Source organism: Streptococcus infantis, from assembly GCF_964243025.1.
GTDB classification, from domain to species: domain Bacteria; phylum Bacillota; class Bacilli; order Lactobacillales; family Streptococcaceae; genus Streptococcus; species Streptococcus infantis_N.
Genome location: NZ_CAXTDJ010000003.1, coordinates 1 through 19,249, shown reverse-complemented (window position 1 = coordinate 19,249; position 19,249 = coordinate 1). Strand labels below are relative to the sequence as shown.

Genomic DNA, 19,249 nt, shown 5'->3' with positions numbered 1-19,249 from the left:
GGATAATGGATAAGGTTTCTATTATTGTACCAGTATACAATGTCGAAGATTGCTTAAGCTATTGTGTAGACAGTCTAAGACAACAGACCTATAAAAATATAGAAATTATACTGGTAGACGATGGTTCTACAGATTCTTCAGGAGAAATTTGTGACCAATATGCTCAAGAAGATGACAGAATAAAAGTTCTGCATATTGAAAATGGGGGATTATCCAATGCCCGCAATACTGGGGTAAAAGAATCTTCAACAGATTGGATTGTTTTCATTGATTCAGATGATTATTATGACCATAGAGCCATTGAATATTTAGTAGAACTTAGAGATAAGTATAGAGTTGATCTTGTAGCAACTCCAGTGATTGAAGTTAGAAACTATGAAAATAGCGATTTCCTAGGAGATTTCAGAGAGAAATATTCTGGAAAATTAGATCGTCGAACAGCTTTAGAACAAATGTTTTATGGAAATTATGTTGGGACACATTCAGGTGGTAAACTATATAAGAAAGAAATTTTATTAAGGTTTCCATATCCTAATGGGATGTTGTATGAAGATTTAGCTCTTGCTTATGAGCATATTGCTTCCTGTGAAAATATTGCTGTTAGTGATCTAAATCTTTATAAATACTATCGAAGACCAGGAAGTATTGTAAATTCTAAGTATAGTGATCGTCTCTTAGATTTTTACAAGGCAATGGAATGGAATATAAGTTATGTTGAACGAGACTATTCAGGTGATAGGGATATGAGAAGAGCCTTGAATGTTCGCTATGTTTTTAATGGTCTGCATATTGTACATGCTATGCTTAGTTCAGATATGTATGCTGAAGTTAATAAAATTAGAAAAGAATACATTCAATATTTCAAAGATGTTATTCTGAATTCAAATGTTACAAGGAAAAATAAAGTGAAATACTTGATGCTTTTGGTTTCTCCAAAACTGTATGAAAAAATTAGAGAGAAGATGAGTTAGGTAAGAATGAAGATTTTAAAAAATTATGCATATAATCTCTCTTACCAGCTACTAGTGATAATTCTTCCTATTATAACAACACCTTATGTAACTAGGGTATTTAGTTCAACTGATTTAGGTACTTATGGTTATTTCAATTCAATTGTAACCTACTTTATTTTATTGGCGACATTGGGCGTGGCCAATTATGGTACAAAAGAAATTTCAGGCCATCGTAAAGATATCAGAAAAAACTTTTGGGGCATATACACCTTGCAGTTTGGTGCGACCATTCTGTCGATATGCTTATACATTCTCTTATGTCTGTCCTTGTCATTTATGCAAAATCCCGTTGCATATATTTTGGGCTTGAGTCTGGTATCTAAAGGGATGGATATCTCCTGGTTATTTCAAGGTTTAGAGGATTTTCGCAAGATAACAGTTAGAAATATTACTGTTAAACTGGTCGGTGTCATTTCAATCTTCTTATTTGTAAAATCAGCAAATGATTTATATCTTTATGTGTTTTTGCTAACAATATTTGAATTATTGGGGCAGTTTAGTATGTGGTGGCCAGCTAGAGAATTTATCGGGAAGCCACATTTTGATTGGTCCTATGCTAAACAACATTTGAAACCAGTTATTCTCTTATTTTTGCCGCAAATAGCTATTTCGCTATATGTTACTCTGGATCGTACTATGCTAGGGGCATTAGCCTCAACTAAAGACGTCGGAATTTATGACCAAGCCTTAAAATTGGTCAATATTTTGCTTACACTAGTGACTTCGTTAGGAAGCGTAATGCTTCCTCGTGTTGCCAATCTCCTATCAACTGGAGATCACAAGGCTGTAAACAAAATGCATCAGATGTCTTTCTTAATATACAATTTAGTCATTTTTCCTATAATAGCAGGAATGTTAATTGTTAATGATGATTTCGTGCAATTTTTCTTAGGACAGGATTTCCAAGATGCTAAATATGCGATAGCAATTATGATTTTTAGAATGTTCTTTATTGGCTGGACAAATATTATGGGGATTCAAATCTTGATTCCACATAATAAAAATAAAGAATTTATGATTTCGACAACTATTCCAGCTATTGTGAGTGTCGGTTTAAATTTATTATTACTACCTAAATTAGGTTATATCGGAGCAGCCATTGTTTCTGTATTAACAGAAGCCTTAGTATGGGCTATTCAACTGTATTTCACAAGAAACTATTTAAAGGAAGTGCCTCTTCTTGCTTCGACAATTAAAATTATAGGAGCATCAGCTCTCATGTACGGTGTACTATTCGTTGTAAAAACTACAGTGAATTTTACGCCTGTTATAAATGTTATGGTATTTGCTACAATAGGAGCGATACTTTACATTTTTCAAATACTATTCTTAAAGGTAATTAGTCCAAAAGAGTTGAAACAGCAGTTATTGAATAAGTGAAATTGAATGGAATAAATAGAAATTTCAGTAGCTTATAGTCTTATTGTAAAATGAACTCTTGTATAGATTAAATTCGCTTTGGTTGATTAAATAGTTAGGAAAGGAAGGATAGAAGAGTATAAGTGAACTAGAAGATTAAAGAAATATTATTTTTCTCATTCAATTCCATATTTCTTTTTCTTATAAATCACTCTGTATGATTCTTTTTCAAAAAATATGATAAAAATTAAATTTGAAAACCTACTAGTCAGCATTGTTGTATCTGTAGTGGTATTTTTTAATACCATATCAACTACGATGCTGGATAGGACTTTTTTTCAAGTCAAAGCAAATTTCCTATTTTTGGTTGTATTGCTTTTAGGGCTTCGTTTTTTGTATAAAATGCGGGTCTCATACAAATATCTAATACTTTCTATTCTATTGTTGCTTTCGGGGGTTTTAGTGTATTTTCAAACGAATAGACTTAATTTTCTAGTCTATTCGATGCTACTAGTCCTCTTGGTTAATGTAGATATGAAAGTAGTTTTGAGGAACTATGTAGTTGTAGCTGGTATTCTCGTAGTTGGAGTTTTTCTTTTATCACTTGCTGGCATAGTTCCTAATCTACAATATAATCGTGCGGGAGTTATTCGAAATTCGTTTGGGTTTATTTATCCTACGGATTTTGCATCACATTGCTTCTATCTATTTTTAGCAATTTCCTATCTTCTAAAAGATAAATTTATATGGACCAGATCTCTGTTTGGTGTCTTGCTATCAGCTTTCATTATAAAATACTGTGATGCACGTTTAAATGCTTTGTCAATCTTATTAGCGACAGTTATTTTCATTTATTTTTATTACAGTAAAGAGAAAAAACTAAAGATATTTGCCTTGTTCCCATATTCGGCTGTTATATTCGCATCAATTGTTACCTATTTGTCATACAAGTTTTCTTGGTCTAATCCATTTTTGGTAACGGTAAACAAATTAATCACGGGAAGGCTAGCTCTAGGTAGGAATGCATTTGATACATTTGGAGTTCATCTATTTGGGACGAGAAACGTTCAATTTATAGGATCAGGTGGAAAAACAGAATCTGTAATAGGGTATAACTATGTAGATTCCTCTTATGTGCAGATGTTATTTACATATGGAATAGTGCCTGTAGTTCTATTGATAATAATTTATGTTGTCGCCTCAAAGAAACAGTATAAGGATGGTCAATATTTATTAGTTGCGATTTTATCATTGATTGCTTTTAACTGTATGATTGAAGCCTTCTGGTTTGTTCCTACATATAATATATTCATGTTTTTACTATTTACAACAAATACTTTTAGTAAAAAAGAATCAAATGATATTACTAAATTAAATGCGACCTAGTTCTAGAACTAGACTTTAGGAGGCTCTAATAGATGCTAAGAGTCCTTTCTAAGAAAGAATAACGTTTGCTGGCCTGGAGTCAGCATTAATAAGAAATTGTAGAGTTCATTAACGGAGTTTTAATATGTATGACTATTTAATTGTTGGTGCAGGTTTGTCTGGAGCAATCTTCGCACACGAAGCTACAAAACGTGGCAAAAAAGTAAAAGTGATTGACAAACGTGATCACATCGGTGGAAATATTTACTGTGAAAATGTTGAAGACATCAATGTCCACAAGTATGGCGCCCACATTTTCCATACTTCTAACAAAAAAGTGTGGGACTATGTGAACCAGTTCGCTGAATTCAACAACTATATCAACTCACCAGTGGCTAACTACAAGGGAAGCCTCTACAATCTTCCTTTCAACATGAATACCTTTTATGCCATGTGGGGAACCAAGACACCACAAGAAGTTAAGGACAAGATAGCAGAGCAAACGGCTGATATGAAAGATGTTGAGCCTAAAAACCTTGAAGAACAAGCAATCAAGTTGATTGGTCCGGATATCTATGAAAAGTTGATCAAGGGCTACACAGAAAAACAATGGGGACGTTCAGCAACAGAGCTTCCACCATTTATCATCAAGCGCCTTCCAGTGCGTTTGACTTTTGATAACAACTACTTTAATGACCGTTACCAAGGAATTCCAATCGGTGGATACAACGTCATCATCGAAAACATGCTTGGTGATGTGGAAGTAGAGCTTGGCGTTGATTTCTTTGCTAATCGTGAAGAGCTGGAAAAATCAGCTGATAAAGTTGTCTTTACAGGTATGATTGACCAGTACTTTGACTACAAGCATGGAGAGTTGGAATACCGTAGTCTTCGTTTTGAACACGAAGTCTTGGATGAAGAAAATCATCAAGGAAATGCCGTGGTCAACTACACAGAACGTGAGATTCCTTATACTCGTATCATCGAGCACAAGCATTTTGAGTATGGTACTCAACCGAAGACGGTTATCACCCGTGAATACCCAGCTGATTGGAAACGTGGAGATGAACCATACTACCCAATCAATGATGAAAAGAACAATGCCATGTTTGCTAAGTATCAAGAAGAAGCAGCCAAAAATGACAAGGTCATCTTCTGTGGCCGCTTGGCAGACTATAAATACTACGATATGCATGTGGTTATTGAGCGTGCTTTGGAAGTCGTAGCAAATGAATTTGATTGAAAGAAACAGTGATTCATGAAGTATTTTCTAAAAGAAGAATTTTTAAAAGATTCTGGTGCTCGAAACGCCGGGAATAAGGCTAGAAATGATGTCGAGGAGATCGTCAAACGAGAAGGTTATCAACCTTTGTTGTTAACAGTTGATAATTGGTACCATATGGGAACCGTTAAAGCTCAACAACACAAGGCGAAAGCTCTAGCTCAAGCTTTCTCTCAGTTGAAATCAGGGGATCAATTATTGATTCAATTTCCCATGCTCCACCATAGTTTTTTCACCACTCGATTGGTAAGAAAAATCCAGCGAAGTGGGGTGAAAGTCTACTTTATTATCCATGATTTGGAAGCTTTACGATATGCTAATTTGGATACAGTACCTTTAAAACATAAGATTCGGGTTCATCTTCAAGAATCAAGTTTGTTGAAGATAGCTGATGGAGTGATTGCCCATAATCCAATCATGAAATCTGTTTTAGTGGACAAAGGGATTGCAGAAGATAAGATTGTCAGCCTTGGAATTTTCGACTATTTGATTCCAGATTTTCAAGAAAAGAGTGGCCAAACAAAAGATCAGCCCATTATTGTCGCAGGTAATTTGGCACAAGAGAAAGCTGGGTATCTTTATGTTCTTCCAGAAACTCCAATCTATAACCTCTATGGTGTTGGATTTGATAAGAGTAGAGCTTTAGAGAATGAGGCTTACTTTGGTTCTTTCTTACCTGACGAACTACCTGCAGCCCTTGAGGGTGGCTTTGGGCTTGTATGGGATGGCGATAGTGCTGAAACATGTAGTGGTGTATTCGGAGAGTACCTCCGTTATAACAATTCTCACAAGGCATCCCTTTATTTGGCATCTGGATTCCCACTTGTAGTGTGGAAACAGTCTGCCTTGTCTCGTTTTATGCTTGAGAATGGCTGTGGGATTGCAGTAGAATCGCTTCATGATTTGAAAAACACGATCGAAAATCTATCAGATGCAGATTATCAAGAATTGATTGCAAATGCAAAAAATATTGGTAAAAAGATACGAGATGGTTTTTATCTAACCCGTGCTCTTAAAGAATTAACAAAATAAGAAGTCTTTTTGGACTTCTTTTTTTGTTACAACTAATCATTTTTATATAAAAATTAGAGCAACAGAGAACGATTTTTTTAGGGACAATTTAAGTATTTCATCTTAACGTAAAATTGAAATGAACTTGGCATGAAAATACTTGAAAAATACAACAAATTACATCGCTTTTTTCAGTTTTTCTGACATTTTTACACTGTTTTTCATAGAAAAAATTAAAAAGAGGGACTTGTAATGGAATATTAAAATAAATTTAATGAAAAACCTTCGATAAAATCACAAAAAATTAGGCACGAATCGGATTTTTGTGATATAATATTCTGTGAATAGCTATGCCTTCTTGTAGCTGTTAAAAAAATCAAAGTGTGAAACTTGGAAGATAGAGAGGACGCAATGTAATGACTAGAAATGGTTTCTTTACAGGCTTAGATATTGGAACAAGCTCAATTAAAGTGTTAGTTGCTGAGCTTGTAGATGGTGAAGTAAATGTAATCGGTGTTAGCAACGCCAAAAGTAAAGGTGTCAAGGATGGGATTATCGTTGACATCGAAGCTGCAGCAACGGCTATCAAATCTGCTATTTCTCAAGCAGAAGAAAAAGCAGGGATTTCAATCAAATCAGTAAACGTTGGGCTTCCAGCAAACTTGTTGCAAGTGGAACCAACTCAAGGAATGATTCCTGTAACATCAGATACAAAAGAAATTACAGATCAAGATGTTGAGAATGTTGTCAAATCAGCTTTGACTAAGAGCATGACACCTGATCGTGAAGTGATTACGTTTGTGCCAGAAGAATTTGTAGTAGACGGTTTCCAAGGTATTCGTGACCCTCGTGGTATGATGGGTGTTCGTTTGGAAATGCGTGGGCTTCTCTATACAGGTCCAAGAACCATTCTTCACAACCTTCGTAAAACTGTAGAACGTGTTGGAGTTCAAGTTGATAACGTGATTATTTCACCGCTTGCAATTGTAAACTCTGTTCTTAACGAAGGCGAACGTGAGTTTGGAGCGACTGTTATTGATATGGGTGGTGGCCAAACAAGTGTTGCTACTATCCGTAATCAAGAACTACAATACACAAATGTTTACCAAGAAGGTGGCGACTACGTCACTAAAGATATTTCAAAAGTTCTTAAAACTTCTAAGAAGATTGCAGAAGGTTTGAAACTTAACTACGGTGAAGCTTATCCGCAACTTGCAAGCAAAGAAACTTTCCAAGTTGAAGTGATTGGTGAAGTAGAACCTGTTGAAGTTACAGAAGAATACTTGGCTCAAATTATTTCAGCTAGATTGAAACACATCTTTGAACAAATCAAACAAGATTTGGAAAGAAGACATTTGTTGGACTTGCCGGGAGGTATTGCTCTGATTGGTGGGAATGCTATTCTACCAGGTATCGTTGAGCTTGCCCAAGAAGTACTTGGAGTTCGTGTGAAACTTTATGTTCCAAACCAAGTAGGTATCCGCAATCCTGCATTTGCTCATGTGATTAGTTTGTCAGAATTTGCTGGAAGTCTTACAGAAGTGAATGTTTTAGCTCAAAGAGCTATCAGAGGAGACCAAGTTCTACGTCAACAACCAATTGATTTCAGAACTTCAAGTCAGGAAAAACCTGCAGCTTCTCAACGTTCAGTGTTTGGTACAACTTCAACTGAATCAGCAGAACCAACTTATACTGCTGAATCAGCAACTCCAAATCAATCAGAAGAAAAACCAAAATTGACTGACCGATTCCGTAGCTTAATCGGAAGCATGTTTGATGAATAGGATAGAGGAATAAAATATGACATTTTCATTTGATACAGCAGCAGCACAAGGTGCAGTAATTAAAGTAATTGGTGTCGGTGGTGGCGGTGGAAACGCCATTAACCGCATGGTTGACGAAGGCGTTTCAGGTGTTGAGTTCATCGCAGCCAACACAGATGTGCAAGCCTTGAGCAGTACAAAAGCTGAAACAGTTATCCAACTTGGTCCAAAATTAACTCGCGGACTTGGTGCTGGAGGACAGCCTGAAGTTGGTCGTAAGGCTGCTGAAGAAAGCGAAGAAGCAATTACTGAAGCTATCAGTGGTGCAGATATGGTCTTCATCACTGCTGGTATGGGTGGTGGTTCTGGTACAGGTGCTGCACCAGTTATCGCTCGTATCGCTAAAGGTTTAGGTGCTTTGACTGTCGGTGTTGTGACACGTCCATTCGGTTTCGAAGGAAGCAAACGTGGTCAATTCGCAGTCCAAGGGATCAACGAACTACGTGAACATGTTGATACTCTCTTGATTATCTCAAACAACAACTTATTAGAAATTGTTGACAAGAAAACTCCACTTCTTGAAGCTTTGTCTGAAGCAGATAACGTTCTTCGTCAAGGTGTTCAAGGGATTACAGATTTGATTACAAATCCTGGTTTGATCAACTTGGACTTCGCAGACGTGAAGACAGTAATGGCAAACAAAGGAAATGCCCTTATGGGTATCGGTATCGGTAGCGGAGAAGAGCGTGTTATCGAAGCAGCTCGTAAAGCTATCTACTCACCACTTCTTGAAACAACTATTGATGGAGCGGAAGATGTTATCGTTAACGTAACTGGTGGTTTGGATATGACTTTGATTGAAGCGGAAGAAGCTTCTGAAATCGTCAATCAAGCTGCTGGACATGGCGTAAATATCTGGCTCGGTACTTCTATTGATGAATCAATGAAAGATGAAATCCGTGTAACTGTTGTTGCAACTGGAGTTCGTCAAGATGCAGTCGAAAAAGTTGTAGCGCCCCAACCAAGACAAGCGTCATTCCGTGAACCAGTAAAATCTGGACATACACACACTTATGACCGTCATTTTGATTTGGCAGAAACAGCTGAACTTCCAACTCCTTCACAACGTCACACTGAAGCACCTAAAGCATCAGCTTTTGGTGACTGGGACTTGAGACGTGATTCAATTGTTCGTCAAGGTGAATCAGTCGTATCTCCAGTTGAGCGTTTTGAAGCACCAGCTTCTGACGAAGATGAGTTGGAAACACCACCATTCTTTAAAAACCGTTAATAGAGATGGATTTAAAAGAAAATACAAATCAGGTATTTCAACAGGTTACAAAAGCAATTCAAGAAACCGGCCGTGAAGACGGTTCGGTTTCTGTAATTACCGTAACAAAATATGTTGATATTGCAACTGCAGAAAATTTGATTGACCAAGGAGTCAAACACATCGGTGAAAACCGTGTTGACAAATTTCTTGAAAAGTATCATGCTTTAAGTGATAAAGATGTCACTTGGCACTTGATTGGTAGCTTACAAAGAAGAAAAGTCAAGGATATCATTCCTTATGTTGATTATTTTCACGCTTTAGATTCTTTGAAATTAGCCCAAGAGATTCAAAAACGTGCCGATCGAACCGTTAAATGTTTTTTGCAGGTCAATATTTCTGGAGAGGAAAGCAAGCATGGTTTCTCAAAAGAGGAACTATTGACAGTCCTGCCAGACTTGTCTAGCTTGGATCAAATCGAGTATGTTGGTCTCATGACCATGGCTCCCTTTGAGGCCCAAACAGAAGAGTTGCAAAAAATCTTTAAAGAAACGCAAGAGTTGCAACAATACATTCGTGAACAACAATTCCCCAATATGCCAATGACAGAACTAAGTATGGGAATGAGTCGTGACTACAAAGAAGCGATTCAATGTGGCTCAACTTTTGTTCGAATTGGTACAGCATTTTTTAAATAGGAAATAATCATGTCATTAAAAGATAAATTTGATAAATTTATAGATTACTTTACAGAAGATGGAGATGAAGTTGCTTCAGAAGTTGTAGCTGCACAACCTGAACGTTCACTAGCTTCGGTTCCTCAAAAAAGAGAATTGCCACAGCAAGCTGCTGCTCAAGAATCTTCTTCAGCCGAAGCAAAAGAGAAAAATATTACAAAACTTCATGCCCGTCAACAACAACTAGCAATTGAAAGCCATCGCTCTACTGAAAAAGTAACCATCGATGTTCGTTACCCACGCCGTTACGAAGATGCAACAGATATTGTTGATTTGTTGGCTGGAAATGAAAGTATCTTGATTGACTTCCAATATATGACAGAAGTTCAAGCTCGTCGTTGTTTGGATTACTTGGATGGAGCACGTCATGTCCTTGCTGGTGAGTTAAGAAAAGTAGCGAACACAATGTATCTTTTGACACCTGTTGGTGTTGTGGTAAACATTGAAGATATTCGTTTACCTGAAGAAGCTCAAAGCGAAGAATACGACTTTGACATGAAGAGAAATAGAGTACGTTAATGTTTCTAATAATTCGTTTTATCCAAAATGCTACAGATATCTATTCACTGATACTTGTAGCTTTTGCTCTATTATCATGGTTTCCAAATGCCTATAACACACAGTTGGGGAAATTTTTAGAGACTTTGTGTAAACCAATTCTTGAGCCTCTAAAACGTCTACCTCTTCAAATCGCAGGTTTGGATTTCTCTGTTTGGATTGCCCTAATTCTCTTACGCATGATTAGCCGCTATCTCATCAATTTGCTGGTCGTATTATGAGCAAGGAACTTTACCAACATTTCGCAACGGAGGATATTCCATTCATCGATAAGGGCTTGGAATGGTTGAGTCAAGTCGAGGAGCACTATGCACCGATTTTATCTCCTTTTATAAATCCTCACCAAGTATTTATCTTGGAAACTTTGGGAAATAACAGAGGGATAAAAGTCTTCTCTAGTACGAGTTATATCTCTTCGGAATATGCTAGGGTTATTTTAGCGCCTGATTACTTCACACCAAGTTTGGAAGATTTTGAAATGACCTTGCTTGAGATCGTGTATCCCAGCAAGTTTCAGCAACTGACCCATTCAAAGATATTGGGTACAGTTCTCAATCGACTAGGTATTGACCGTAAGTTATTCGGAGACATTCTGGTGACAGAAGAAAAAGCCCAAATTATTGTCGACCGGAGATTTACCACTCTTTTCCAAGATGGAATTCAAAAGATTTCCAAGTTGCCTGTAAGTTTAGTAGAACGCCCTTTTTCAGATATGATAGAATCCAAAGATGACTATCAAGAAAAAGAAGTCTTGGTTTCAAGTCTTCGTCTGGATGCCTTCTTATCTAGCATATTGAAATTATCTCGTTCCCAAACTTCGGCTCTGGTTGAAAAAAAGTTGGTTCAAGTCAACTATCATATAGTTGAAAAATCGGACTATCCGGTAAAAATTGGTGATTTAATCAGCGTCAGACGCTTTGGTCGAATTATCTTACTCAAAGAAAACGGTCAAACCAAAAAGGATAAGAAAAAATTAACAGTCCAGCTACTATTAAGCAAGTGAGAAAAATATGTCAATTACACCACAAGAAATTAGTGATAAGGCGTTCTCAAGAACATTCAGAGGCTATAATCAGGAAGAAGTTGATTTATTTCTAGATAAGATTTATTTTGAATTAGAGGAATTAATCCGAAACAAAGAGGAAACTGAACTCTACATCAAAAAACTAGAAGAACGTCTTTCCGACTATACGAATGATATTCCTAAGAGAACAGTAACAAACGAGCAAGAACCAGAAGCAATTAATGATTCTATTTTTTATTAAATAAGTGAGGAAAAATATGCCAATTACATCGTTAGAAATTAAGGATAAAACCTTTGGTGTTCAGTTTAGAGGTTTTAACCGTGAAGAAGTTGATGAATTTTTAGATATTGTTGTTCGTGACTATGAAGACTTAGTTCGTAGTAATCATGAAAAAGATCAGCACATTAAAAATTTAGAAGACCGTCTATCTTATTTTGATGAAATCAAAGATTCATTGAGTCAGTCAGTATTGATTGCTCAAGATACAGCTGAACGTGTGAAACAAGCTGCGAATGACCGTTCTAACAACATCATTAAGCAGGCTGAGCAAGATGCTCAACGCTTGCTTGATGAAGCAAAATACAAAGCCAATGAAATTTTGCGACAAGCAACAGATAATGCTAAAAAAGTTGCTGTAGAAACTGAAGAGTTGAAGAACAAGAGTCGCGTCTTCCACCAACGTTTGAAATCAACAATCGAAAGTCAGTTGGCTATTGTTGATTCATCAGATTGGGAAGAAATTTTGCGTCCTACTGCAACTTATCTTCAAACGAGCGACGAAGCATTCAAGGAAGTCGTCCAAGAGGTTCTAGGTGAAGATGTATCTTCATATCATGATGAAGAACCGATTGACATGACTCGTCAATTTTCTCCAGAAGAAGTTGCAGAACTTCAAGCGCGTATTGAAGCAGCTAACAAAGAATTGTTAGAGGCTGAACAAGCTACTGAAGAGTCAACTGAAACTGAAGTTGAAGTTCAGCCAGTTGCTGAAACTCCTGTTGAACCAGCACATGAGGAAGAATCTCAAGATGATGCTGACACTCAACAAGAATCAGTTCTAATTTTATAAGAATCTCATTAGAGAACAAGAATTTATCAATCACATTTCTAGCGAGTAGGAGATGGTGGAAGTCCTACAATCCCTGTTGGTAAATTTATCCTCTCTTAGTATCAAATCTGAAAATAGTAAGATTTGACGTTGCCCACGTTACGGGAAAAGAGGGAAAGAGACTAGGTCTTTTTCCGAACAAAGGTGGTACCACGATTTTCGTCCTTTTTGCGAGTCGTGGTTTTTATATTGTCAATTTACATTAAAGGAGTACTAATGAAACTTAAAGAAACCCTCAATCTTGGGAAAACAGAATTTCCAATGCGTGCCGGTCTTCCGACCAAAGAGCCAGTTTGGCAAAAGGAATGGGATGAAGCTAAACTTTATCAACGTCGTCAAGAATTAAATGAAGGAAAACCACATTTCACGCTTCATGATGGCCCTCCATATGCTAACGGGAACATCCACGTTGGGCATGCCATGAACAAGATTTCTAAAGACATCATTGTTCGTTCTAAGTCTATGTCAGGATTTTACGCACCATATATTCCAGGTTGGGACACTCATGGTCTGCCAATTGAGCAAGTTTTGGCAAAACAAGGTGTTAAACGCAAAGAGATGGACCTTGTTGAGTACTTGAAACTTTGCCGTGAATACGCTCTGTCTCAAGTAGATAAACAACGCGAAGATTTTAAGCGCTTGGGTGTTTCAGGTGATTGGGAAAATCCATATGTAACCTTGACGCCTGACTATGAAGCAGCGCAAATCCGTGTCTTCGGTGAAATGGCTAATAAAGGTTATATCTACCGTGGAGCGAAGCCTGTTTATTGGTCTTGGTCATCTGAGTCTGCGCTTGCTGAAGCGGAAATTGAATACCACGACTTGGTTTCTACGTCCCTTTACTATGCCAACAAGGTAAAAGATGGTAAAGGTGCCCTTGATACTGATACTTACATCGTCGTTTGGACAACAACTCCATTCACCATCACGGCTTCTCGTGGTTTGACTGTTGGTGCGGATATTGATTACGTCTTGGTGCAACCAGCTGGCGAATCTCGTAAGTTTGTGGTTGCTTCAGAATTGTTGAACAGTTTGTCTGAGAAATTCGGTTGGGCAGATGTTCAAGTTTTGGCTACTTACCGTGGTTCAGAATTGAACCAAATTGTGACAGAGCACCCATGGGATACAGCAGTAGATGAACTCGTTATCCTTGGTGACCACGTTACAACTGATTCTGGTACTGGTATCGTCCATACAGCTCCTGGTTTTGGTGAGGATGACTACAATGTCGGTGTTGCCAATGGGCTTGAAGTTGCTGTGACTGTTAACGAACGCGGAATCATGATGGCCAATGCTGGTGCAGAGTTCGAAGGTCAATTCTACGACAAGGTTGTGCCAACGGTTATTGAAAAACTTGGTGATTTACTTCTTGCTCAAGAAGAAATCTCTCACTCTTATCCATTTGACTGGCGTACGAAAAAACCAATCATCTGGCGTGCAGTGCCTCAATGGTTTGCTTCTGTATCTAAATTCCGCCAAGAAATCTTGGACGAAATTGAAAAAGTGAAGTTCCACTCAGAGTGGGGTAAGGTCCGTCTTTACAACATGATCCGTGACCGTGGTGACTGGGTGATCTCTCGTCAACGTGCTTGGGGAGTTCCTCTTCCAATCTTCTACGCAGAAGACGGAACACCAATCATGACAGCTGAAACCATCGAACATGTAGCCCAACTCTTTGAAGAACATGGTTCAATCATCTGGTGGGAACGTGATGCTAAAGACCTCTTGCCAGAAGGATTTACCCATCCAGGTTCACCAAATGGCGAGTTCAAGAAAGAAACAGACATAATGGACGTTTGGTTTGACTCAGGTTCATCATGGAATGGTGTTGTGGTTAACCGTCCAGAACTCAAATACCCAGCAGATCTTTATCTTGAAGGTTCAGACCAATACCGTGGTTGGTTCAACTCATCACTTATCACTTCTGTGGCTAATCATGGTGTTGCACCATACAAACAAATCTTGTCGCAAGGTTTTGCTTTGGATGGTAAAGGTGAGAAGATGTCTAAATCTCTTGGAAATACCATTGCCCCAAGCGATGTTGAAAAACAATTCGGTGCGGAAATCTTGCGTCTCTGGGTAACAAGTGTTGATTCAAGCAACGACGTACGTATCTCTATGGATATCTTGAGCCAAGTCTCTGAAACATACCGTAAGATCCGTAATACCCTTCGTTTCTTGATTGCTAACACTTCTGACTTTAACCCAGCTGAGGATGCAGTCGCTTACGAAGAACTTCGTTCTGTTGATAAGTACATGACCATCCGCTTTAACCAACTTGTTAAGGCCATTCGTGACGCTTATGCAAACTTCGAATTCTTGACGATTTATAAGGCTTTGGTTAACTTTATCAATGTTGATCTGTCAGCCTTCTACCTTGATTTCGCCAAAGATGTTGTCTACATCGAAGGTGCCAAATCTCTCGAACGCCGTCAGATGCAAACAGTCTTCTATGACATCCTTGTAAAAATCACAAAACTCTTGACACCAATTCTTCCTCACACTGCTGAAGAAATCTGGTCATATCTCGAGTTTGAAACAGAAGACTTTGTTCAATTGTCAGAATTACCTGAAGCTCAAACTTTTGCTAACCAAGAGGAAATCTTGGATACATGGGCAGCCTTCATGGACTTCCGTGGACAAGCTCAAAAAGCCTTGGAAGAAGCTCGTAATGAAAAAGTGATCGGTAAATCTCTTGAAGCTCATTTGACAGTTTATCCTAACGAAGTAGTGAAGACTCTTCTTGGGGCAGTAGATAGTAATGTTGCTCAACTCTTGATTGTATCAGAATTGACCATTGCAGAAGGTCCAGCTCCAGAAGGTGCAGTGGCCTTCGAAGATGTTGCCTTCACTGTTGAACGTGCAGCTGGTGAAGTTTGTGATCGTTGCCGTCGTATTGATCCAAGTACAGCAGAACGTAGCTACCATGCAACTATCTGCGATCACTGTGCAAGCATCGTCGAAGAAAACTTTGCGGATGCAGTAGCAGAAGGATTTGAAGCTAAATAGTCTAACAAAAATACAGGAGAAATTCCTGTATTTTTTTAAAAAATAAAAACTTTAATAAAAATATGGTATAATATACCTTATTAAAATAAAAGGAGATATTTATGAAGACAAAAACACTAGCACAAGTAGATGGCTTTATTGGTATTATTGCAGGGGCAATTTTAGCTTTCTTACCAATTTTTATGGTATTTCTTGCAGCCATTTCTGAAGACGAAGATGCTGCAGGGCTAATTTTGGGCATTATTTTCATTGTTTTCTCTTTAGTGAAAATTGCAACCCTCATTCTTGGAATCCTCTCACTTGTCTACTATAAGGATGACAATCGTATTTCACTAGCACCATCGATTCTATTTATCGTTGGATCTGTAGTTGCCTTGATTCCTTTCCTTGGGTGGATTGGTGGAATCGTCCTTGTCATTGGTGGAGCTTTGTACCTAGCAAGCTTGAAACAATTTAGAATTGAAGAATAAATTATTTTTTAGGGAAGAGTCCATGAGCTCTTCTCTTTTTCGTTGATTTTAACTAGCTTTTTTGTGAAAAATTGTGTAAAATAGAATAGATAAACGAGGGCAACCTCGAAAAATAAAAGGAGAATCCAACTAATGGTAAAATTGGTTTTCGCTCGCCACGGTGAGTCTGAATGGAACAAAGCTAACCTTTTCACAGGCTGGGCTGACGTAGATCTTTCTGAAAAAGGTACTCAACAAGCTATCGATGCTGGTAAATTGATCAAAGAAGCTGGTATTGAATTTGACCAAGCTTACACTTCAGTATTGAAACGTGCAATCAAAACAACTAACTTGGCTCTTGAAGCATCTGACCAATTGTGGGTTCCAGTTGAAAAATCATGGCGCTTGAACGAACGTCACTACGGTGGTTTGACTGGTAAAAACAAAGCTGAGGCTGCTGAACAATTTGGTGATGAGCAAGTTCACATCTGGCGTCGTTCATACGATGTATTGCCACCAGCAATGCCTCGTGATGATGAGTACTCAGCTCATACTGACCGTCGTTACGCTTCACTTGATGACTCAGTAATTCCAGATGCTGAAAACTTGAAAGTGACTTTGGAACGTGCCCTTCCATTCTGGGAAGACAAAATCGCTCCAGCACTTAAAGATGGTAAAAACGTATTCGTAGGTGCACACGGTAACTCAATCCGCGCCCTTGTAAAACACATCAAACAATTGTCAGATGACGAAATCATGGATGTGGAAATCCCTAACTTCCCACCATTGGTATTCGAATTTGACGAAAAATTGAACGTAGTTTCTGAATACTATCTTGGTAAATAATGTAAAATAGAGTCTAGGATTATTCCTAGGCTTTTTTATTTTAAAAATAGGAAAATGCAGAGTGCAATTTAACTTGTCAAAGACAAGGATTCTTGTTATAATAGATAGGATGGAGGCGCTATGGCACTTAAAAAAGCAAGTTTAGCCTGTGCGGTTTGTGGTTCAAGAAACTACTCAATTAAAATTAGTGGGAATCCAAAACCGACTCGCTTAGAAGTAAATAAATTTTGTAAACATTGTGGTAAATACACAACACATCGAGAAACGAGATAGGAGATAAGAATGGGTTTTATAAAGGATATCTTTACACTTCTTAAAGATACAACTTGGCCAACTCGAAAACAAAGTTGGGTAGATTTCAAATCTATCATGGAATACACTGCCTTCTTTGTTGTCATCATTTATATTTTTGACCAGTTAATCGTTAGCGGATTGATCCGATTCATTAACATTTTTTAAGATAATATAAATAGGCTGAAAGAAGTTTACCATTAAGAAAGGAAAAAAGATGGATAGTTTTGATAAAGGATGGTTTGTCCTACAAACATATTCTGGTTATGAAAATAAAGTAAAAGAAAATCTCTTGCAACGTGCACAAACATACAATATGTTGGATAATATCCTACGTGTGGAAATTCCAACTCAAACTGTGCAAGTTGAAAAAAATGGGAAGAAAAAAGAAGTTGAAGAAAATCGCTTCCCAGGATATGTTCTTGTGGAAATGGTTATGACTGATGAAGCTTGGTTTGTAGTTCGTAATACACCAAACGTTACGGGATTTGTCGGCTCACACGGGAACAGATCTAAACCAACTCCACTTTTGGAACAAGAAATCAGAGATATCTTGGTATCAATGGGACAAACAGTTCAAGAATTCGATATCAATGTTGAAGTTGGTCAAACAGTTCGAATCATTGATGGTGCCTTTGCTGATTACACAGGAAAAATTACTGAAATTGATAACAACAAAGTGAAAATGATTATTTCAATGTTTGGTAATGATACAGTAGCAGAAGTAAACTTGAATCAAATTGCTGAATTGTAATCTCAGTTACTCATCTACTTGTGAATCTAGCATTCTGTCAACTAATTTTTTAAAAAACTAGTTGACAAGGCAGAAAAAGTGGGTATAATAGAAAGAGTTGAAAAAGCTCAGGGTCCGTTGGTCAAGGGGTTAAGACACCGCCTTTTCACGGCGGTAACACGGGTTCGAATCCCGTACGGACTATGGGTGTATCGTGGTTGATGGAAATAGGATTTAAAAAAAGTTAAAAAACCTGTTGACAGAGAAAAGTGACTGTGATATACTAATATAGTTGTCGTAAGCGCGACAAAGACCTTTGAAAACTGAACAAGACGAACCAATGTGCAGGGCACTACAACTGATGTTGTAGTACTGAACAATGAAAAAAACAATAAATCTGTCAGTGACAGAAATGAGTGAGAACTCAAACTTTTAATGAGAGTTTGATCCTGGCTCAGGACGAACGCTGGCGGCGTGCCTAATACATGCAAGTAGAACGCTGAAGGAGGAGCTTGCTCTTTCTGGATGAGTTGCGAACGGGTGAGTAACGCGTAGGTAACCTGCCTGGTAGCGGGGGATAACTATTGGAAACGATAGCTAATACCGCATAACAGTAGATATCGCATGATAGCTACTTGAAAGGTGCAATTGCACCACTACCAGATGGACCTGCGTTGTATTAGCTAGTTGGTGAGGTAACGGCTCACCAAGGCAACGATACATAGCCGACCTGAGAGGGTGATCGGCCACACTGGGACTGAGACACGGCCCAGACTCCTACGGGAGGCAGCAGTAGGGAATCTTCGGCAATGGACGGAAGTCTGACCGAGCAACGCCGCGTGAGTGAAGAAGGTTTTCGGATCGTAAAGCTCTGTTGTAAGAGAAGAACGAGTGTGAGAGTGGAAAGTTCACACTGTGACGGTATCTTACCAGAAAGGGACGGCTAACTACGTGCCAGCAGCCGCGGTAATACGTAGGTCCCGAGCGTTGTCCGGATTTATTGGGCGTAAAGCGAGCGCAGGCGGTTAGATAAGTCTGAAGTTAAAGGCTGTGGCTTAACCATAGTACGCTTTGGAAACTGTTTAACTTGAGTGCAAGAGGGGAGAGTGGAATTCCATGTGTAGCGGTGAAATGCGTAGATATATGGAGGAACACCGGTGGCGAAAGCGGCTCTCTGGCTTGTAACTGACGCTGAGGCTCGAAAGCGTGGGGAGCAAACAGGATTAGATACCCTGGTAGTCCACGCCGTAAACGATGAGTGCTAGGTGTTAGACCCTTTCCGGGGTTTAGTGCCGTAGCTAACGCATTAAGCACTCCGCCTGGGGAGTACGACCGCAAGGTTGAAACTCAAAGGAATTGACGGGGGCCCGCACAAGCGGTGGAGCATGTGGTTTAATTCGAAGCAACGCGAAGAACCTTACCAGGTCTTG

Annotated in this window: 19 protein-coding genes, 1 tRNA gene, 1 rRNA gene and 1 other annotated feature; all 21 genes read left to right on the top strand. The window is 38.4% G+C overall.

Going from position 1 to position 19,249, the window contains the following annotated elements; genetic code table 11:
• Positions 1-5: 5 nt before the first annotated feature.
• Positions 6-971 carry a glycosyltransferase family 2 protein gene (locus tag ACESNQ_RS04020; RefSeq protein ID WP_223334535.1) on the top strand — a complete coding sequence of 322 codons (966 nt, stop codon included), beginning with the start codon at positions 6-8 and terminating at the stop codon, positions 969-971.
• 6 nt (positions 972-977) lie between these two features.
• Positions 978-2,393, top strand: a complete 1,416-nt coding sequence (locus tag ACESNQ_RS04015) for a flippase (protein WP_314944740.1) — start codon at positions 978-980, stop codon at positions 2,391-2,393.
• 216 nt (positions 2,394-2,609) lie between these two features.
• Complete coding sequence (locus tag ACESNQ_RS04010) at positions 2,610-3,758, top strand: O-antigen ligase family protein (protein WP_373075195.1); 1,149 nt, start codon at positions 2,610-2,612, stop codon at positions 3,756-3,758.
• Between the two features lie 124 nt (positions 3,759-3,882).
• Entirely contained in the window at positions 3,883-4,980 is a 1,098-nt protein-coding gene (gene glf, locus ACESNQ_RS04005; RefSeq protein ID WP_314944735.1) for a UDP-galactopyranose mutase, read from the top strand.
• A gap of 15 nt (positions 4,981-4,995) precedes the next feature.
• Positions 4,996-6,051, top strand: a complete 1,056-nt coding sequence (locus tag ACESNQ_RS04000) for a glycosyltransferase (protein ID WP_373075193.1) — start codon at positions 4,996-4,998, stop codon at positions 6,049-6,051.
• A gap of 395 nt (positions 6,052-6,446) precedes the next feature.
• Positions 6,447-7,814 (top strand): cell division protein FtsA, encoded by a 1,368-nt coding sequence (ftsA, locus tag ACESNQ_RS03995; protein WP_070679027.1) that lies wholly within the window; start codon positions 6,447-6,449, stop codon positions 7,812-7,814.
• Positions 7,815-7,830: 16 nt separating this feature from the next.
• A complete protein-coding gene (gene ftsZ, locus ACESNQ_RS03990) occupies positions 7,831-9,084 on the top strand; it encodes a cell division protein FtsZ (protein WP_006149538.1) in 1,254 nt (417 codons plus the stop codon).
• 5 nt (positions 9,085-9,089) lie between these two features.
• Positions 9,090-9,761, top strand: a complete 672-nt coding sequence (locus tag ACESNQ_RS03985; RefSeq protein ID WP_254731012.1) for a YggS family pyridoxal phosphate-dependent enzyme — start codon at positions 9,090-9,092, stop codon at positions 9,759-9,761.
• A 9-nt stretch (positions 9,762-9,770) separates the two neighbouring features.
• Positions 9,771-10,319, top strand: a complete 549-nt coding sequence (locus ACESNQ_RS03980) for a cell division protein SepF (protein WP_006155243.1) — start codon at positions 9,771-9,773, stop codon at positions 10,317-10,319.
• Positions 10,319-10,579 carry a YggT family protein gene (locus ACESNQ_RS03975; protein ID WP_006153053.1) on the top strand — a complete coding sequence of 87 codons (261 nt, stop codon included), beginning with the start codon at positions 10,319-10,321 and terminating at the stop codon, positions 10,577-10,579. Before ACESNQ_RS03980 ends, ACESNQ_RS03975 begins: the two co-directional genes overlap by 1 nt.
• The gene (locus tag ACESNQ_RS03970) at positions 10,576-11,361 is read left to right on the top strand and encodes a YlmH family RNA-binding protein (protein ID WP_373075189.1); all 786 of its coding nucleotides are present in this window, start codon (positions 10,576-10,578) and stop codon (positions 11,359-11,361) included. The genes ACESNQ_RS03975 and ACESNQ_RS03970 overlap by 4 nt, the downstream gene beginning before the upstream one ends.
• A gap of 7 nt (positions 11,362-11,368) precedes the next feature.
• Positions 11,369-11,623: a DivIVA domain-containing protein gene (locus ACESNQ_RS03965; protein WP_373075187.1), complete on the top strand. Its 255-nt coding sequence runs from the start codon at positions 11,369-11,371 to the stop codon at positions 11,621-11,623.
• Positions 11,624-11,639: 16 nt separating this feature from the next.
• Entirely contained in the window at positions 11,640-12,452 is an 813-nt protein-coding gene (locus tag ACESNQ_RS03960; protein WP_373075185.1) for a DivIVA domain-containing protein, read from the top strand.
• Positions 12,449-12,661 (top strand) — a binding site (T-box leader). It overlaps the preceding gene by 4 nt.
• 46 nt (positions 12,662-12,707) lie before the next feature.
• Complete coding sequence (gene ileS, locus ACESNQ_RS03955; protein WP_373075183.1) at positions 12,708-15,500, top strand: isoleucine--tRNA ligase; 2,793 nt, start codon at positions 12,708-12,710, stop codon at positions 15,498-15,500.
• A 101-nt stretch (positions 15,501-15,601) separates the two neighbouring features.
• Positions 15,602-15,970: a hypothetical protein gene (locus ACESNQ_RS03950; RefSeq protein ID WP_004254107.1), complete on the top strand. Its 369-nt coding sequence runs from the start codon at positions 15,602-15,604 to the stop codon at positions 15,968-15,970.
• 132 nt (positions 15,971-16,102) lie between these two features.
• Positions 16,103-16,795: a phosphoglycerate mutase gene (locus ACESNQ_RS03945; protein WP_070458655.1), complete on the top strand. Its 693-nt coding sequence runs from the start codon at positions 16,103-16,105 to the stop codon at positions 16,793-16,795.
• Between the two features lie 120 nt (positions 16,796-16,915).
• Positions 16,916-17,068, top strand: coding sequence for a 50S ribosomal protein L33 (gene rpmG, locus ACESNQ_RS03940; RefSeq protein ID WP_001809375.1), 153 nt, complete (start codon positions 16,916-16,918; stop codon positions 17,066-17,068).
• Positions 17,069-17,077: 9 nt separating this feature from the next.
• The gene (gene secE, locus ACESNQ_RS03935; RefSeq protein WP_004254104.1) at positions 17,078-17,254 is read left to right on the top strand and encodes a preprotein translocase subunit SecE; all 177 of its coding nucleotides are present in this window, start codon (positions 17,078-17,080) and stop codon (positions 17,252-17,254) included.
• Between the two features lie 49 nt (positions 17,255-17,303).
• On the top strand, positions 17,304-17,840 hold the full coding sequence (gene nusG / locus ACESNQ_RS03930; RefSeq protein ID WP_004254102.1) for a transcription termination/antitermination protein NusG: 537 nt from the start codon (positions 17,304-17,306) through the stop codon (positions 17,838-17,840).
• Positions 17,841-17,951: 111 nt separating this feature from the next.
• Positions 17,952-18,023: transfer RNA gene (locus ACESNQ_RS03925), tRNA-Glu, on the top strand.
• 227 nt (positions 18,024-18,250) lie between these two features.
• Positions 18,251-19,249: ribosomal RNA gene (locus ACESNQ_RS03920) — 16S ribosomal RNA — on the top strand; the annotation flags it as partial.

Excerpts from the sequence above, each read along its gene's own strand:
- ACESNQ_RS04020 (WP_223334535.1), top strand. The coding sequence starts at position 6 with ATGGATAAGGTTTCTATTATTGTACCAGTATACAATGTCGAAGATTGC.
- ACESNQ_RS04015 (WP_314944740.1), top strand. The coding sequence starts at position 978 with ATGAAGATTTTAAAAAATTATGCATATAATCTCTCTTACCAGCTACTA.
- ACESNQ_RS04010 (WP_373075195.1), top strand. The coding sequence starts at position 2,610 with ATGATAAAAATTAAATTTGAAAACCTACTAGTCAGCATTGTTGTATCT.
- glf (WP_314944735.1), top strand. The coding sequence starts at position 3,883 with ATGTATGACTATTTAATTGTTGGTGCAGGTTTGTCTGGAGCAATCTTC.
- ACESNQ_RS04000 (WP_373075193.1), top strand. The coding sequence starts at position 4,996 with ATGAAGTATTTTCTAAAAGAAGAATTTTTAAAAGATTCTGGTGCTCGA.
- ftsA (WP_070679027.1), top strand. The coding sequence starts at position 6,447 with ATGACTAGAAATGGTTTCTTTACAGGCTTAGATATTGGAACAAGCTCA.
- ftsZ (WP_006149538.1), top strand. The coding sequence starts at position 7,831 with ATGACATTTTCATTTGATACAGCAGCAGCACAAGGTGCAGTAATTAAA.
- ACESNQ_RS03985 (WP_254731012.1), top strand. The coding sequence starts at position 9,090 with ATGGATTTAAAAGAAAATACAAATCAGGTATTTCAACAGGTTACAAAA.
- ACESNQ_RS03980 (WP_006155243.1), top strand. The coding sequence starts at position 9,771 with ATGTCATTAAAAGATAAATTTGATAAATTTATAGATTACTTTACAGAA.
- ACESNQ_RS03975 (WP_006153053.1), top strand. The coding sequence starts at position 10,319 with ATGTTTCTAATAATTCGTTTTATCCAAAATGCTACAGATATCTATTCA.
- ACESNQ_RS03970 (WP_373075189.1), top strand. The coding sequence starts at position 10,576 with ATGAGCAAGGAACTTTACCAACATTTCGCAACGGAGGATATTCCATTC.
- ACESNQ_RS03965 (WP_373075187.1), top strand. The coding sequence starts at position 11,369 with ATGTCAATTACACCACAAGAAATTAGTGATAAGGCGTTCTCAAGAACA.
- ACESNQ_RS03960 (WP_373075185.1), top strand. The coding sequence starts at position 11,640 with ATGCCAATTACATCGTTAGAAATTAAGGATAAAACCTTTGGTGTTCAG.
- ileS (WP_373075183.1), top strand. The coding sequence starts at position 12,708 with ATGAAACTTAAAGAAACCCTCAATCTTGGGAAAACAGAATTTCCAATG.
- ACESNQ_RS03950 (WP_004254107.1), top strand. The coding sequence starts at position 15,602 with ATGAAGACAAAAACACTAGCACAAGTAGATGGCTTTATTGGTATTATT.
- ACESNQ_RS03945 (WP_070458655.1), top strand. The coding sequence starts at position 16,103 with ATGGTAAAATTGGTTTTCGCTCGCCACGGTGAGTCTGAATGGAACAAA.
- rpmG (WP_001809375.1), top strand. The coding sequence starts at position 16,916 with ATGGCACTTAAAAAAGCAAGTTTAGCCTGTGCGGTTTGTGGTTCAAGA.
- secE (WP_004254104.1), top strand. The coding sequence starts at position 17,078 with ATGGGTTTTATAAAGGATATCTTTACACTTCTTAAAGATACAACTTGG.
- nusG (WP_004254102.1), top strand. The coding sequence starts at position 17,304 with ATGGATAGTTTTGATAAAGGATGGTTTGTCCTACAAACATATTCTGGT.